We start from the raw sequence: 16,882 nt of genomic DNA, 5'->3' as shown, positions 1-16,882 counted from the left end.
AACTGGTTATTTAACTAAATTGAAAATAAAAAAAATATCCAGATTATACTTATGGGACGCTTAGGAAAGATAAAAGATTCATTTTCAGGAATAAGCTTTGTCGTTATAGCCATTCTAATAGTGTTTGTTATAGTTAATATTGCTCATTTGATCTGGTATATAGTTAAACCAGAGGGATTCTGGAGCTTCTTTTCCTGGTTGAGAACGTTTATTCTTGTGATTGGAGGCCTGGCCGTATTACTGATGCTCCTCTGGCTTATTATGATTGGAGTAATGGATCTATTCAATAATTTTTCATTCAAAAAATTATTGTTAGGAATTGGTTTTATTGCGCTATTGCTGGTCATGCAGGGGCTAAACTTTTTTCAGATTAATTATCTAGAGCTAAAGTTCTATAAGCTTATGGCCGATAAGTATAAATATCTTGAACAATCCGAGGAGCTAGTACGTAATGCCCAATTTGAAGAGGCACTAAGTTATGCAAAAAAAGCAAAGAAGAATGCAGTATTTGGCAATTCCCCCTGGCCAATATTTGTACTGACAAAATATTATCAAAATACAGAAGATGGAAGACTTGCTAAATTAGATGAACAATACGCTGTAAGTATTAACTATGCCTATTGCTTAAGCAATTTCGACAGTCTGAAAAATGAGTCTATTCAGGAGTATAATAATATTCTTCATTTAACTGATACTGCCCTATTATCAAAGCGGAAGGATTATAAAGTTTATCCATTGACTGCATTGATTGATCTTTATTTGAAATATAGAAAATTTGAGAAAGCGGATAGCTGTAATATTGAGCTGATGTCTTTTATTGAATATGCCGATAAAGCTGATACGAGGTATTTCATTGAATGTCAGGAAGAGGTAGCGGAATATGCATTGAAGTCGGGGGATGAAAAGACATATGCAACACTGCATATAAATAATCTGGACATTTACAGGAAAGCTAAATTAAGTAAAAAGTCATCTCAATATTTATATCACCTTATCTCAGCTGCATGGGGACACTTGCTGCTTAAAAACACACAGGCAGCGGGAAAGTTGTTGATAGAAGCGATCCCATTTGCTGAGAAGAAAAGCAAAAGTGAATTCTATATTACTTATCTGATGACAAAAGCGAAATATTGTGAGATGGTGTCGGTTAGTAATACTGGTAATAAAAATGTGATTAAAAAAGGGTGGTGGCAGTCGTTTTTATCTTTTTTTTCACCTTCGCTTAGCGACAGAGAACAATTTATATCAGCTTCACTAGATTGTTATGAAGGTATTATAGAGAAAATTGAAAAGAGGTATGGTAATAATTCTTTAGAGTATGAACATGCCCGCTATCAATTGGGATATTGCTACTTGAAGTTTGGAAATTATGCAGGTGCTGAACAAATCTTTCATGATATTACTGCCAGGTTGAATAGTTATAAACAAGTGCCAGTTGATTTTAAAAACCGTATATATATAGTATCCCTATTTTGCCAGTTGATGCAGAGAAGAAATATTTCTGATCTAACTACATTAAAGGATATAACCGCTTCCGTTTTTAACGAGGCTGTTAATAAGCTGATTTATTTGAATGAATATGAACGGGATGTTTATGCGGATCAGATACAGCAACAGTTAGAAATTATTAATGCTATTCTAGTGAGAATTAATACACCAGCAGCAAATATGCAGCTGTACAATAATATCCTTGCTTCTAAAAATCTGGTCCTTTATACGAATCGCTATCAACGTCGTCTTTTACATGATAGCTTATTAAAGACACAATATCTCCAGTTGCTACAGGAAAAGGATGTGAATGCTAATCAGATTGATGTGTTATTAAAGGAGAAGAATTTCCTACATTCCCTAAGATCACGACCTGATTTTAAATCATATGATCCATTAGAGATTACATGGCAGGATGTGAAGAATGGATTGGCTGTAGGAGATGTTGCTGTTGAATATTTTCCATCATATAACTTATCTGATAGCAGCAGGTCAAATGATTATTATGCATTAATATTACAGGCAGATTTTTCTTATCCCAAATTGGTTAGGATTTGTAAAGAACAAGATTTGAATAAACTAATTAATGACCGAGAGAACCTTATTGCGCAAATAAATATAACTTATGTTCATTCAATTGCCCTAATGAGAAAACTGCTGATTGCTCCTATTACCGAGAATACTATGCAATCTGGTCATTTATTTATATCGCCGTCCGGAATCCTTCACCAGGTATCATTTCCTGCATTATTGGAAGAATCTGGTCTTACTTATGATATAGTGGGTAGTACCCGTATTTTGAAAGAGAGTAATTCAATGACATCTCTTAATGGGAGCGTTATTCTCTTTGGAGGCATTGACTATGGCAGTCAACGCAGTCAACATAATAACTCGGTGAAAAGGCGCTTTAACAGGTTAGTTGCTACTTTGGGTGAAGTGAAGGATATTGATAAGCTATTAGCCGGACATGAGGTGTCAAGTGAGGCTATAACAGACGGGAATGCGACAGAGAAAAAATTCAGGTCTTTGTCAGGGGGACATTATGATGTTATTCACGTGGCTTCGCATGGATATTATGATAAAGGGCAGGAGGTGGTTTCGGTAGATGTTACCAGTGATAGGCTCAATGTATTTCAATCTATTACTGCTATGCGAAATTGTAATCTGGTGTTTGCCGGCGCTAATAATATGCATGCAGATAAGTTAAATGATGGGATTTTATCTGCGCAGGATATTGAGAAAATGGATTTGTCCGGTACTAAGCTGGTGGTGCTGTCTGCTTGTGAAACAGGACTTGGGAAAATTTATGGATTCGAGGGGGTGCAAGGATTTCAGAGAGCGTTTTCACTAGCAGGCGTGGATGAGGTTTTAGTGACGTTGTGGAATATTTCAGATAAGCATACAGCAGAGATGATGAGGTATTTTTATGAAAGGATTGTGAAAGGAGAGGCCGCGTCAAGGGCGTTGATAGGAGCGCAGGAGAAGATGAAGAGGTTGTATAGGAATCCATATTATTGGGCGGGGTTTGTGTTAATTAAGAGTTAAAAGAACAAACAGGAGAAGACCGGGAAAGCGAGAAAGCATTGGAAGTCCAAAGGAGCTGAATAAAACAACCCACAACCAATGGGATCTAGCCACCTATGTCGAAAAACAGCAACTTCAATTCTTACTCTTTCCTGAAGAAATGTCCTATAACCGGAAAAACGACCAGAGTTGAACCTTCTGTGTAAATGGGATCTTCCTTGCCGTCACCCAATGGCCCCCGATCTGCCCTAAAATAAAAACGGAGATAATACTCTCGTACTATCCCCGTCCTGTTGGTACAACGGGCCGGACAGGTGTCGAACTATTGGATGGGCGATTTTGTAATGATTCAAAAAACTTGACGTTGATTTAGCAGGAAAAATTTCATTTTTGCTCGCCAAGAGAATATAAATGCTAACGCATTTTCTCTGACATTGTGTCCCTGCACCAGCAGCCCGATCGTAATAGCATAGCCGGGGAAAAGACGTAAAATGAGAACTCACTACTCTTTGATGCTGGGGAAACAATCTTACAGATTCCTTATTGGTGGTGGCGGAGCGTTTTCGGCCTCTTTGAGGACATTTGTAGTTTTTATATTGTTTGCTATTTTTAACTGCTTTATAACGGCAATGTACTTTTTAAGTGCTTTGGGATCAGAGATATAAATGATATTGAGGATTTTTGGAGAAACTCTTTCTTTCCCGGCATCATTGCCCTCAAAAACCACTTTTAGCGCAGCTATAGGTTTAATGTTCCCCTTGCTATCTTCTTCAACGTACACGTTTTCAAACCAGATGCGTCCTTCCTCATTGGGCCTGGTATCTAGTGTAATAACCGGAACACCTTGACTCCAGTAGTTTTTAGGAAATGCTTTACCGAACCTGATGGCTACCAGATCCAGGCTATCTAAATTGAGGTGACTATCACGGCTGAATTTGAGCGACAGATTTTTCTTAAGTGATAACTCTCCTTTGGATGCGTGCAGGACACTGGTTATCTGATTCAGAAATAGTAGGGTCCGACGTTCGCCGTTACAGTTTGCTATTTCATACTGAATTGATTGAGAAAAGAGCTGCACAGCCGCAAATTGCAGAAGGATGATGCAGAAAATTTTTTTCATGTTGGTTAGGGAGTTTTAATATGAAGGCAAGATATGGATAATTATGTTTTATAGAAATATCATCATAAATGTGTGCAGTGCTACTATTTCTGACATTAGTTGAAGATTTTGAGCAGCTTTTAGTTATCCCTTCAGGATCATTTCCCTGTGTTCCATTCCCCAGTTAGTTAACTCCAGTAGTATCTTTTCCAGTTTCTTTCCATACTCGGTAATCTCATATTCTACTGTAATGGGCTTGGTATTACATACCGTGCGGGAAATTAATTTATGCATTTCCAGTTCCTGCAATTCTTTCGACAACATCTTTGCAGCGATTCCATCTACTTCTCTTAACAGTTCCATAAAACGTTTCTTCCCTCCAGCCATCAGCGTACCTATGATCAGAATCTTCCATTTGCCATTTAATACTTCCATGGCATCTCTGATGGCCAGTACCAATTTTGGTTTTTGCGTGCAGGGCGTAATGCAGTCCTGTATATTCATTTGATTATCAGATTGGTTTCGTTTTGGAAACTAGTTACTAAAAGTAAATGCATAGCAAAAGTAAACTATAGAGAACTCATTTTTGCAATAATGAAACATAAGAAAATGCTGACAGGAATAATTGTTTTCATAATAGTAATGATGATAGGGATGTTTCTTTACCTGTATCGCTGGAATGTATTACATCCGTTGAAAAGTGCCACATTAAAAATCGAAGGCAGGGACAGGACATTTTTATACCACTTGCCAAAGAAAATAACAGCGCGTCCACGGCTAATAATCTTATACCATGGTTCCGGTATTAACGGTAATATCATGCAAATATTCACCGGGCACGAATTTGATGAGCTGTCTGATAAAGAGCAACACACAATTATCGCATATCCCAATGGGTTTAAGAATAACTGGAATGGTTGCAGAAAAGTAGCACCCTATCCTGCGGGCGAAATGAATATAAACGATATTGAATTTACAAAACAGATGATCCGCTATTTTAAGGAAAACTATCATATTGATACCTCCGAAGTATTTGCTGTTGGTTATTCAAATGGGGGAGAGATGGTAATGAGCTTAGCAAGACAATATCCTCAATGGTTTAAAGGATTTGCGGTTATTGATGCTAACCTGGGTACGCCTTCAAATGATAAATGTGAAAATGCAATGCATCCGGTATCGCTGTTTTATATGACCGGACAACAAGACCCCATTGTTCCATACAAAGGAGGTGAGATCTTTTTGAATGGAAAAAGCTTTGGAGAAGTGAGAAGTTCAAAAGAAACTTTACAGTATTGGCTGCAAAAGGATAAGTTCGATATTCAATCCACAATTGCTATTACTCAAAGCGCAACGCTCTCAAATTATGCCACAGCTGCCGGTAAACAGATTTCTTTCCTTGATATATCGGACGGAGGACACACCATTCCTAACAGGAACTTCAGGATACCAATTAGTAAAATGGGCAATATGACTAAAGGTGTAGACGCTCCTGCACTGATATGGGATTTTTTCAAAGGCTTGAATCAGGACTAGCATGGTATAAATAAAAAAAGGAACATCATTCGATGTTCCCTTCTTCTGTTGGTACCGCGTACGGGAGTCGAACCCGTCATTCCTCCGTGAAAGGGAGGCGTCTTAGCCGATTGACCAACGCGGCTAATCCCCTCTTTGACATGCTCTCCATGTTTAGAGGACTGCAAAGGTAATCTCAATTTTGATATTTTCAAAAAAAAGTTGCTTAACTTAAATTTATATTGCTTTATCCCGCTATAGCTTGTAAATTCGCTACTCAATTTTTTTCAATCTCAACAAACTCAGTGTAAAATGGGAACTAATCTTAAAATCGGTATTAATGGTTTTGGTCGTATCGGCCGCTTAGTATACCGTCAGATCTACAAGATGCCAGGTATAGACGTGGTAGCTATTAATGACCTTACAAGTCCCGCTGTATTAGCTCATCTGTTGAAGTACGATTCTGCACAGGGTCGTTTCGATTCAGAAGTTAAACATTCTGATAATGCCATCATCGTTGACGGCAACGAAGTGAAAATATACGCACAGAGAGATCCTTCACAAATTCCCTGGAAAGAACATGGTATTGATGTGGTGATTGAATCTACAGGTTTCTTTACAGATAAAGATAAAGCTGCCGCTCACCTGACCGCAGGTGCTAAAAGAGTAGTTATCTCTGCTCCTGCTACCGGCGACCTGAAAACAGTAGTTTTCAACGTAAACCATGACATCCTGGATGGTAGCGAAACTATCATTTCCTGCGCTTCATGTACTACTAACTGTCTGGCGCCAATGGCAAAAGTACTGGACGATAGCTTCGGCATCGAACTGGGTACTATGACCACTATCCACGCTTACACCAACGACCAGAATACACTCGACGCTCCTCACCCGAAAGGTGACCTGCGCCGTGCCCGTGCTGCTGCTGCTAACATCGTTCCAAACAGCACCGGCGCCGCTAAAGCCATCGGTCTGGTACTGCCTGGCCTGAAAGGTAAACTGGATGGTAGCGCTCAGCGTGTTCCAACTATCACCGGCTCCCTGACTGAACTGGTAACCGTTCTGAAGAAGAAAGTGACTGTTGACGAAATCAACGCCGCTATGAAAGCCGCTTCCAGCGAGTCTTTCGGTTATACACAGGATGAAATCGTGAGCAGCGATATCATCGGTATCACCTACGGTTCCCTGTTTGATGCTACACAGACCAAAATCGTTGCTGTGGGCGACAAACAACTGGTTAAAACCGTATCCTGGTACGATAACGAAATGAGCTATGTATCTCAGCTGGTACGTACTGTTAAGTACTTCGCCGGTCTGATCAGCAAATAGGCTTATTGCTAATATTGTAAGTGGTGAATGGTAAATGGTGGTAATACACACCATTCACTGTTCACCATTTATATTTTATTCTCAGATTACTTCTCCATCTTTTAAAATAATTGCAAATGAGTCAATTCTCCGACTTCAATTTCAACGGCCATAAGGCAGTGGTACGTGTTGATTTTAACGTGCCTCTTAATGATAAATACGAGATCACTGACGATACCCGTATGACGGCTGCCGTGCCAACTATCAAGAAAATCCTGAAAGATGGCGGTAGCGTGATCCTGATGTCTCACCTGGGTCGTCCGAAAGATGGTCCTACCGAGAAGTATTCCCTGAAACACCTGGTGTACCACCTGGTAAAACTGCTGGATGGTGTTACAGTGAAATTTGCCGAAGACTGCATCGGCCCTGTAGCAGAAGCTGCAGCTGCTAACCTGCAGGCCGGAGAAGTACTCCTGCTGGAGAACCTGCGCTTCTATAAAGAAGAAGAAAAAGGTGATAAAGGCTTCGCAGAAAAACTGTCCAAACTGGGTGATGTTTACGTGAACGACGCCTTTGGTACCGCTCACCGCGCACACGCTTCTACAGCTGTTATCGCTGAATTCTATCCTGCCAACAGACGTATGTTTGGCCTGCTGATGGAAGCAGAAGTAGGTAACGCAGAGAAAGTACTGAACGGTGCTGGTAAACCTTTCACCGCTATCCTGGGTGGTGCTAAAGTGAGCGACAAGATCCTGATCATCGAGAACCTGATGGAAAAAGCTAACAACATCATCATCGGTGGTGGTATGGCTTACACCTTCCTGAAGGCTCAGGGTAAAGAGATCGGTAACTCCCTCTGCGAAAATGATAAACTGGAACTGGCACTTGAACTGCTGGCCAAAGCAAAAGCGAAGGGCGTACAGCTGATCCTGCCTGTGGATTCAGTAGCTGCTGATAAATTTGCTGCTGATGCCAACACCCAGGTGGTGAGTAATGACAACATCCCTGCAGGATGGATGGGACTGGATATCGGAGAGAAATCTGTAGCGGTGTTCAGCGAAACGATCCAACAGTCAAAAACTATCCTGTGGAATGGTCCGATGGGTGTTTTTGAAATGCCAGCTTTCCAGAAAGGTACCAAAGCTGTAGCTGATGCTATCGTGAACGCTACTGCACAGGGTGCATTCTCCCTGGTAGGCGGTGGTGACTCTGTAGCTGCAGTAAACCAGTTTGGCCTGGCTGAAAAAGTAAGTTACGTATCTACCGGTGGTGGTGCAATGCTGGAATTCTTTGAAGGTAAAACCCTTCCTGGTATTGCCGCTATCAAAGGATAATCGTTACATATCATATTACGGGAACGCTTGGCGCTGTGTGCAGATTGCACGCAGCGTTAAGCGTTTTTTTGTATCTTGACTGTATGAGTAAACTATTCAGGCATCTATACTTCCAGGTAGTCGTTGCAATTATCCTTGGCATACTCGCCGGCGCCCTATTCCCCTCCATCGCCCCTACAGGTAAGTTAATGAGTGAAATGTTCATTAACCTGATCAAAATGCTGATCGCTCCTATCATCTTCCTGACCATCGTACTGGGTATCGCCCGTATGGGAGACATGAAGAAAGTGGGTCGTGTAGGGGGGAAGGCAATACTATACTTTGAGATCATTACCACCCTGGCCATTGCCATCGGATTGATAGTAGCCAATCAGCTGAAACCAGGTGTAGGCAGAGCTTTTCAGAATGTGAATACCGCTGCCGTGACGAAATACCAGCAACAGGCGGAGGAGTTTAAATGGTCTGAGTTTCTCATGCACATCGTTCCCTCCAATGTGGTAGACTCTTTCGCGAAAGGAGACATCCTCCAGGTACTGATCTTTGCTGTGTTGTTTGGTTACGGTCTTACCAGGATGAATGGCGCTGGCAACTCATTGCTGGCAACTTTCGAGAAATTATCCGAAGTGTTTTTTAACATCCTCAAATTTATCATGCGACTGGCCCCGCTGGGCGCCTTTGGTGGAATGGCCTATACGATAGGCAGCTTCGGACTCGCCTCTTTATACCCGATGCTGAAACTGATGGGCTGTGTATACCTGACAATGTTATTGTTCATAGGTGTAGTGCTGGCAGGCATTGCACGTATTTATCGTTTCAGTCTGTGGCAATATCTTAAATTTATCCGCAATGAAATACTGATCGTACTGGGCACCTCTTCCTCCGAATCCGCCTTACCAGGTCTGATGGCGCGGCTGGAAGAACTGGGATGCGCCAGGCAGGTAGTTGGACTGGTAGTACCAGCCGGCTATTCCTTCAACCTGGATGGCACCAGCATTTATCTTTCTATGGCGGTGATATTTCTGGCTCAGGTCTATGGTGTAAATTTGGACATCTGGCAGGAGCTGACCATCATCGGCATACTGATGATAACCTCAAAAGGAGCTGCTGGTATTACCGGCAGTGGATTTATCGTACTGGCATCTACCCTGACCGCTATTAAGGTAATCCCCATCGAAGGATTGGGTATTCTGATCGGTGTAGACCGTTTTATGTCGGAAGCGCGTGCTATTACTAACCTTATCGGAAATGGCGTAGCCACTATCGTGATGGCTAAAAGTGAAAATGCTTTTGATGAAGGGAAGTACCAGGCAGCTGTCGGAATAGCCAGGGTACAAAAAACAATTTAACGCTTTCACCACCTTGATGAAACTGCATTTGTCGAAACGCTTATCTGTCTCAGCCTTGCTGCTATGGCTGACGGCATGGTATTGCCTGGACATGCAGGCGCAGGGAACTGCCTATACTTTCTCACACCTGGACCGCAAAGATGGCCTGGCCAGTAATCACGTTTCCGCGATCCTCCAGGATAGCAAAGGCTTTATATGGATCGCCAGCACCGCGCTGCAACGCTATGACGGAATGAACCTGGTAACGATCGCCAGTTTTGATAAGGTACCCGGATCTATTTATTATGATGATATCTGCCTGTGTGAAGACAATAAAGGAAGGATCTGGATGGGCGCTCCTGACAATATCCGGTACTATGACCCTGCATTGTCAGCAGTAGCGGTACTAAAGATCGACATTCCTCCCTCTCTGCACGGTAACCTGAATTGTAGCCGCATCATACAGGACCACGCTGGCGTGATATGGGCTACCACACAGGAAGGCCTGTTACAGTATGATGAGGCGCATCGCCGTTTTATCAAGCCTGCCAATATTCCAGAAGCGATACGGGGAGACCTTTACAGCACGATCATTGAAGATGAAAAAGGTAATCTGTGGATCAGCGGGCGGGATGGCATCTATATGTTCGACCCTCCCCGAAAGCATCTCTATTATCATGCAAACAATCCTCATCGTAACCCCCTGCTTGCTATCAGGAGCAGCGTTAAAAGATTTTATATAGACCACCGGCAACGTATATGGGTGGCTGCCAGGGCCGGCGATACGCTCTATCAATATCATCCTGATACCCATCAGCTGAATGCCTATTCTTTTACCTTGCCCTCTGGCAATGGGAATATGGTGACGGATATCGTGGAAGACAAAGGAATGAATATCTGGGTATCCTCCGAAAACGGAGGCATCTACAGGTTCAATGAAAGTACAGGCCAATTCACCACAAATATCCAGGCCCATAACGAAGATGATCAGAGTCTGCATTACGATTTTGAGGTGAATTGTTTCCTGAATGACCGTAACGGCCGTCTCTGGGTGGGAACAGATCTCGGTGTGAACATCTTGAATATGCCGGACAGCTCCTTCCGGATCATGGACCATCGTACTGTGTTTAAAGGTACCGCTGAACGATTGCCCAGAGCGGAAGTGACAGGACTGTTCCAGGACAGCCGGGGGAATATCTATGCCGGATATTGGGGAAAGGGATTCAACTGGTTAAATCCTTCGCTGGAGCTGAAGGGGCAGTTCCAGCATAATGCCAGGAGCCCTGCCTGGCAATTGCCGGAAGAGCGAAGTCTTGTCTGGAGTTTTGCTGAGATGGAGGATGGGAAAGTGCTGGTAGGGCAGGAGAATGGCCATCTCTCAGTATTTGATCCGGAGAAGGGCATGTTCGTGAATCACTATCATTCCCCGACGTTTGGTGAGCAGACCCTGATGACGATGTTGCCGGAAAATGATACTGCTGTATGGATAGGATTATATAAGAGAGGGCTGGTCAGATGGGATACGCGTACCAATGAATTCGTACGTTACCCCGGACTGCTGGAATATGTAAGACGGCCTATAACGGTAATGGATGTAGCCCGTCAGCATGATTCGCTGTTGTGGATAGCCACCAGCGATGCAGGCCTGATCAGGTTTAATATAAAAACAGGGAAGGTAAACGGATCAACGCTTTTCCTGCAGGATAAACTGACGGTTAGCAATATCACCTGTATAGAATTCCTGGATGACAGTACGTTGGTAGCGGGAACAGATCATGGTCTCTGGATCTATAATACCATCAACGCGAAGGGGAGACCCCTGATGATCAACGGCGCCCTCTTCGACGAATGGGTGCTGAACCTGCAGGTGATCGGTAAGACAGGCGTCTGGTTCACAACCCAGTACGGCTTTTACCGCTTCAACCGGCAGCAGGGAACGATTGAAACATTCGTACAGTCGGGAGATATTATTGATAATAACAGGAAGGTGCGTCGTTCTGTAAGTCAGTTGCTGGATGGCCGTTTGATGGTGGGCGCTTCGGATCACTTTGTGATATTCGATCCGGCCGCCCTGGAAGTAGCGCCTCCTCCGCCGAATGTGACGATACTGGGTTTCCGGGCCATGGACAGTGTGATCAATATCGGAGTGGAGGGTGGACGATATACACCGGTTACCTTATCGCACCGGCAGAACTTTATCAGTATTGAATTCAAAAGCCTGCAGTATCATCATGAGTCGGTCGGGTACCTGTACCAGATGGAAGGGGTTGACGAAGAATGGGTAAAGGCTGAAGGATTGCTAATAGCAAGATATACTAATCTCCCGCCAGGTAGTTACCTGTTCAAAGTGCGTAGCGTGAATCCTGCCGGTACCTTTTCAACAGGGATAACCACTCTTACGATCAATATATTACCCGCGTTCTGGCAAACGGCCTGGTTCCGGGTGTTATGTGCATTGGGGATCATCGTACTGATCTACATCTATTTTAAACTGCGGGTGAACGCTATTAAGAAGGAAGCACGCCGCCGGGCGGTTATCCAGCAGCAGATAGCGCAGCTGGAAATGAAAGCACTGCGTGCGCAGATGAACCCTCATTTTATTTTCAATGCCCTGAACTCCATCCAGACCTTCATGATGAAGCGGGAAACGGAGCAGGCACTGTCTTACCTAAGCCGTTTTGCAAGGCTGATCAGGAATGTACTGGACAATTCACAGTTAAACAGTATCCCTATATCAAAAGAGCTAAGGATGCTGGAGAACTACCTGGAGCTGGAGAAACTACGGTTTGGAGACCAGTTCAGTTATAACATTACGGTGGATGATGCCCTGGATCCTGACTTTACAGATATTCCCACCATGATCTTACAGCCTTTTGTGGAGAACGCCATCTGGCATGGATTGTTACATAAGAAAGGAGATGGCCGCTTATCGATTACTTTCGAGCAGCGGGAGGGAAGTTTGTTGTGTGTGATAGAAGACAATGGTATTGGCAGGGAGAAAGCAGCTGCACAGCGGCAGCAGGGAAATGAGCATCATTCCCGCGGACTACAGATCACAAGAGACAGGCTGGCGCTGTATAACAGACGTTTCAACCTGGATGCTACATTTGATATAGAAGACCTGTACGATGAAGCCGGGCAGCCGGCAGGTACACGGGTGAGTGTCTGGTTCCCGCTGACAGAGGTATAAAAGAAACAGGCTGTTCGCATCGCGTAACAGCCTGTTTCTTTTATACGGTATTTACGTTATTACCAGTTGCCGCTGGCGCCGCCTCCACCACCGGAGCCGCCACCAAAGCCACCGAAGCCTCCGCCTCCACCGCCGCCCCAGCCTCCGCCGGAACTTCCGCCACCGAAACCACCAAAGCCACCGAGACCTCCTATAGTAGGGCCTATCCAGCCGCCGGAACCTCTTCTGCTGATGGTCGTGCCGCCACCGCCTCCGCCTCGCCACAGGAGGAGAATAGCAATGACAATGACAAAGATGGTCATGAACAGGGCACTGGCAGGTCTTCCCTTACCTCCCCGGCTGCCGGGAGTTGCTTTGTACTCACCTGCAGCAGCTGCAATGATCTTGTCAGTCGCTTCGTCAAAGCCCTGGTAGTAGTGCTGCTGACGGAAATTAGGTTTAAGCGCTTCGTCTATGATACGGTTGGCTATCGCGTCGGGCACCACACCTTCCATGCCATAGCCGGTCTCGATACGTACTTTCCTGTCTTGTATAACAGCGAGTATCAGGATACCATTGTTTTTACCTTTAGTACCGATACCCCAATCACGCAGGATCTTTAAACCCACTTCACTGCTTTCGTAATCGCCGATGGTGTTCATCGTTACGATCGCAATCTGTGTGGAGGTACTATCGTTATAGGCGCGGAGTTTCTGCTCCAGCATTTCCGCTTCGTTGCCTAACAATACGCCTGCAAAGTCATTTACCAGTCTTGGAGGATTGGGACGGGGAGGAATATCCTGCCCCTGCACTTTCCATCCGGTGAATAACAGTATAACCAGCCATAACCAGCATATTTTCCTCATCATATAAAATTTTACAGTGCGGAGGATGATCAGCCGCCGCTTATCTTCCGATCACTATGTCGTCGGGTAATTCGTTTTCGTCGTCCCCTTCAAAAGGAAAATACTTGCAAAGCGATTCTCCTATCTCCCTGATACAGGCTTCTATGCCGCCTACGTAGTCATTCTTCTGGAAATGGCTGATCAGCAGTTCTCCTTCTTTTACCCAGAAGTCGCCGCCTACTTTCTCGTGAATGCCCCGGTCTCCCAGGATGGCAAACTGGCGGTCCTTCATGGCAATGTACACGATCACGCCGTTACTACGTTTAGTCTTGTCCATGCCCAGCTGCAGGAATATTTCCTGTGCACGGTCCATAGGACTGACATACTTGCAACGGCTTTCCACGTACAGCCTGATCTCTCCGCTGGTAAGCCTTTCTGAATCGCGTATAGCCTGTACCAGTTGTTGTTTTTCAGCCTCTGTCAGGAGCTCCTTTTTTTTGAATGGGAATATGCTCATACAGGATTGTGTTTAGAATTGCACTTTAGGAGCATTCTCTGCACCCGCCTGTGCTTCGAAATAAGGTCTCTGCTGGAAGCCACCGAAGCCCGCCACGATATTGTTCGGGAAGGTACGGATGGTGCTGTTATATACTCTGGCAGTTTCGTTGAAATCTTTACGCGCAACAGCGATGCGGTTTTCAGTACCTTCTATCTGTGCCTGCAGGTCACGGAAGTTCTGGTTAGCCTGCAGCTGAGGATAGTTTTCAGTAACCATAAGTAATCTTCCCAATGCGGTGCTGAGCTGGCCCTGCGCCTGCTGGAACTGCTGCATTTTTTCAGGAGTAAGGTCCTCCGGATTTACGTTAATGGATGTAGCCTTCGCGCGTGCTTCCACCACTTTGGTCAGCGTTTCTGTCTCAAAGTTGGCAGCGCCTTTTACAGTTGCAACAAGATTCGGGATGAGGTCTGATCTGCGTTGATACTGGCTCTGTACGGTACCCCAGGATGTTTTTACAGATTCATCCAGGTTCACGATACTGTTATATTTAGAAACTCCACAACCGCCGAGAATTACAATTACGGCTATGATAATTAAAATAACAAGCGTGTTTTTTTTCATGTTAATAAGGATTTAAGTTTAATCTATGGTTTGCAGTTTAAAATACAACAGTACTATATCACTTTGGTTTATCGTAACTTAGAATGCAGTTTGGGGGCATCCGGTCAGACCTCCATGAAATAAACTGGATAGCAACAGCAAACATAGGAGCTTTTTTTTAATCTGCAAGGATGTCGCGTAAACGATAAAACGGCGTTATTTCACTTTCACAGAAAAGATATCGTCATTGTCAAAAAAAACGGCAGTGTTATGTACGTTTCTCTATAATTTTACTAATATTTCACGGTAGCAAGGTACGGAACAGCTTGTATCTGAAGAAGTTATCCATGAACGGGTCCAATATAAGCGCTTGTATTTCAGTGTCTATCTTCTTTCATTCGTTTGTAACGCGTTTTTTTAATTATTTGAATCTAAGGCAGCGTCAATGAGTGCACAACACATCCATATCCTGTATGTTGATGATGAGATACACAATTTAAATGCTTTTAAGGCATCATTCCGTAGGCTCTACACAGTGTTTACGGCTACTTCGGCAGAGGAGGCAGAAGAGGTGCTGGCAAAGCAGGAAATACACATCATCATTTCTGATCAGCGGATGCCCAAAATGACGGGAATAGAGTTCTTCGAATCCATTCTCGATAAATATCCGGAACCGATCCGGATGCTGTTAACCGGTTATGCTGATATCAATGCTGTAATAGATGCCATCAATAAAGGGCAGGTATACAAATACTTCTCGAAGCCCTGGAATGACGATGAGCTGAAGCAGAATATAGATAAGGCATACGAAGTTTACTCCCTCCGGAAAGAGAATAAAGAGCTAACAGCCAAGTTGCTGGATGTAAACGAGAAACTTGAATTCCTGCTACGGCAGAAACTGATTTCCTGATTTTTCTCCGCCTATTGTTTTTGTACGGTAAAGTGAATGGTACCGTCATAGATCTTGAAGTCAAGACCTTTTGCCCGGCAGATATCGTTCAGAAAGTCAGTAACGGGTTTATCCTTATCAAGATCGCCGGAAATGAGCTGGTCCGCCATACCGGGTTTTGCAAATGAAACCTTCAGCCCAAACCAGCGCTTCATCACCGGAATGATATCTTCCAGCGGTTTATTCTGAAAACGGAAGATCCCATCTCTCCAGCCCAGGGTAACGTTCTCGTCAAAACGCTTTACCTTAAAACGTTCACCCGGCCTGTAAATAGCCTCATAGCCCGGTTTCAGGGTTACATCCAGACTATCGCCTACATCTGTTACCACACTGCCTGTGACAAGGGAGGTTGTGATGATATTGTGATCGTAAGAGTTTACGTTAAATTCCGTGCCCAATGCAATCACGGAAGTGGTACCCGTATGCACAATAAACGGGTGCTTCGGGTCATGCGCTACGGTGAAGAATGCCTCTCCTTCCAGGTAAACCTCCCTGGTCCTGCCGGGGAAGATGAACGGGAACCGCAGTGTGGAACTGGCATTCAGGTGTACTTCCGTACCGTCGGACAGTTCAATCCTGTAATCCGTTCTGGGCGGTACCGTCAGTGTATTCCACTCGATGGTGCTGCTCAGATAGATGCTGTCGTGCGTGATCCGCCTGCCGGCCAGTGGACTGATCGCGTCCATGGCAACAGTATCTCCGGCAGGTGCTGCTGGCATATTACCGGCAGGTACGGCTGGTGTGGTAGTGACATGGACGGTAGTATCGGCCGGTAATACCACAGCTGCAGGGGTGGTTTTCTTTACTGCCGGTGGCGCCTTGTGGTATACCATGGACGCATACGCCGGTGTTTCGGTAGGCGTCTGAAAATAGCCCTGCGTATAAACCATCCAGCTGCCCGCACAGGCTACGGCTGTAACAAATACAGCTGCAGCAGTGCTATGCTGTCTGGCAAACTGAAAGATCCTCGTATGTAAGGGCTTGGGAGCAAGGATAGCTGCTACTTTCAACCAGTCATGTTCTACCCGCAGATCGTCAAGAAAAGCATTGTCAGTATATAGTTTAGCTTCTTCCTGTTCATAGTAACATTTACGAACTTGTTCATCGGTATGTATGACGTTTTGCAGCAACGTATCTTCTACTTCACTTAATTCGCCCAGTTGCTTACGCAGGAGTAATGTGTATATATACTCTTGGTCGTATTTCATCTTGTGCTGTGAAGATTAATTG

At 44.3% G+C, this 16,882-nt stretch carries 13 protein-coding genes and 1 tRNA gene; 7 read left to right on the top strand and 7 right to left on the bottom strand.

The window, feature by feature from the left end:
- The first annotated feature begins 51 nt into the window (after positions 1-51).
- Positions 52-3,033, top strand: coding sequence for a CHAT domain-containing protein (locus BLR32_RS17885; protein ID WP_089834222.1), 2,982 nt, complete (start codon positions 52-54; stop codon positions 3,031-3,033).
- Between the two features lie 508 nt (positions 3,034-3,541).
- Here BLR32_RS17885 and BLR32_RS17880 read toward each other — a convergent pair.
- Both BLR32_RS17880 and BLR32_RS17875 read right to left on the bottom strand, forming a co-directional pair.
- Positions 3,542-4,132, bottom strand: a complete 591-nt coding sequence (locus BLR32_RS17880) for a hypothetical protein (protein ID WP_089834221.1) — start codon at positions 4,130-4,132, stop codon at positions 3,542-3,544.
- A 123-nt stretch (positions 4,133-4,255) separates the two neighbouring features.
- A complete protein-coding gene (locus BLR32_RS17875; RefSeq protein WP_218124213.1) occupies positions 4,256-4,615 on the bottom strand; it encodes a winged helix-turn-helix transcriptional regulator in 360 nt (119 codons plus the stop codon).
- Between the two features lie 90 nt (positions 4,616-4,705).
- On the opposite strand from BLR32_RS17875, the gene BLR32_RS17870 reads away from it, so the two are divergent.
- Positions 4,706-5,644, top strand: coding sequence for a CE1 family esterase (locus BLR32_RS17870; RefSeq protein ID WP_089834220.1), 939 nt, complete (start codon positions 4,706-4,708; stop codon positions 5,642-5,644).
- Between the two features lie 49 nt (positions 5,645-5,693).
- Here BLR32_RS17870 and BLR32_RS17865 read toward each other — a convergent pair.
- Positions 5,694-5,768, bottom strand: a tRNA-Glu gene (locus tag BLR32_RS17865).
- A 167-nt stretch (positions 5,769-5,935) separates the two neighbouring features.
- Here BLR32_RS17865 and gap point away from each other — a divergent pair.
- From gap to BLR32_RS17845, 4 genes are all read left to right on the top strand, one after another.
- Positions 5,936-6,952: a type I glyceraldehyde-3-phosphate dehydrogenase gene (gap, locus tag BLR32_RS17860; protein WP_089834219.1), complete on the top strand. Its 1,017-nt coding sequence runs from the start codon at positions 5,936-5,938 to the stop codon at positions 6,950-6,952.
- 116 nt (positions 6,953-7,068) lie between these two features.
- Positions 7,069-8,265: a phosphoglycerate kinase gene (locus BLR32_RS17855; protein ID WP_089834218.1), complete on the top strand. Its 1,197-nt coding sequence runs from the start codon at positions 7,069-7,071 to the stop codon at positions 8,263-8,265.
- A gap of 83 nt (positions 8,266-8,348) precedes the next feature.
- A complete protein-coding gene (gene dctA / locus BLR32_RS17850; protein WP_089834217.1) occupies positions 8,349-9,611 on the top strand; it encodes a C4-dicarboxylate transporter DctA in 1,263 nt (420 codons plus the stop codon).
- A 16-nt stretch (positions 9,612-9,627) separates the two neighbouring features.
- The gene (locus tag BLR32_RS17845; RefSeq protein WP_089834216.1) at positions 9,628-12,780 is read left to right on the top strand and encodes a sensor histidine kinase; all 3,153 of its coding nucleotides are present in this window, start codon (positions 9,628-9,630) and stop codon (positions 12,778-12,780) included.
- Between the two features lie 59 nt (positions 12,781-12,839).
- Here the strand turns inward: BLR32_RS17845 and BLR32_RS34490 are convergent, their stop codons facing one another.
- Genes BLR32_RS34490 through BLR32_RS17830 form a run of 3 tightly spaced genes read right to left on the bottom strand, consistent with a single transcriptional unit; the run spans position 12,840 to position 14,724 of the window.
- Positions 12,840-13,628 carry a TPM domain-containing protein gene (locus tag BLR32_RS34490; protein WP_089834215.1) on the bottom strand — a complete coding sequence of 263 codons (789 nt, stop codon included), beginning with the start codon at positions 13,626-13,628 and terminating at the stop codon, positions 12,840-12,842.
- 37 nt (positions 13,629-13,665) lie between these two features.
- Positions 13,666-14,121: a TPM domain-containing protein gene (locus tag BLR32_RS17835; protein WP_089834214.1), complete on the bottom strand. Its 456-nt coding sequence runs from the start codon at positions 14,119-14,121 to the stop codon at positions 13,666-13,668.
- Positions 14,122-14,133: 12 nt separating this feature from the next.
- On the bottom strand, positions 14,134-14,724 hold the full coding sequence (locus BLR32_RS17830) for a LemA family protein (RefSeq protein ID WP_089834213.1): 591 nt from the start codon (positions 14,722-14,724) through the stop codon (positions 14,134-14,136).
- Positions 14,725-15,148: 424 nt separating this feature from the next.
- On the opposite strand from BLR32_RS17830, the gene BLR32_RS17825 reads away from it, so the two are divergent.
- Positions 15,149-15,613 (top strand): response regulator, encoded by a 465-nt coding sequence (locus tag BLR32_RS17825; protein WP_089834212.1) that lies wholly within the window; start codon positions 15,149-15,151, stop codon positions 15,611-15,613.
- 11 nt (positions 15,614-15,624) lie between these two features.
- On the opposite strand, the gene BLR32_RS17820 is transcribed toward BLR32_RS17825, so the two are convergent.
- Positions 15,625-16,860: a FecR family protein gene (locus tag BLR32_RS17820; protein ID WP_089834211.1), complete on the bottom strand. Its 1,236-nt coding sequence runs from the start codon at positions 16,858-16,860 to the stop codon at positions 15,625-15,627.
- Positions 16,861-16,882: the final 22 nt, after the last annotated feature.

The organism is Chitinophaga filiformis (assembly GCF_900102545.1).
Taxonomy (GTDB): Bacteria; Bacteroidota; Bacteroidia; order Chitinophagales; family Chitinophagaceae; genus Chitinophaga; species Chitinophaga filiformis.
The sequence above is the reverse complement of the archived record's forward strand: the minus strand, read 5'-3'. Positions and strand labels throughout refer to the sequence as shown.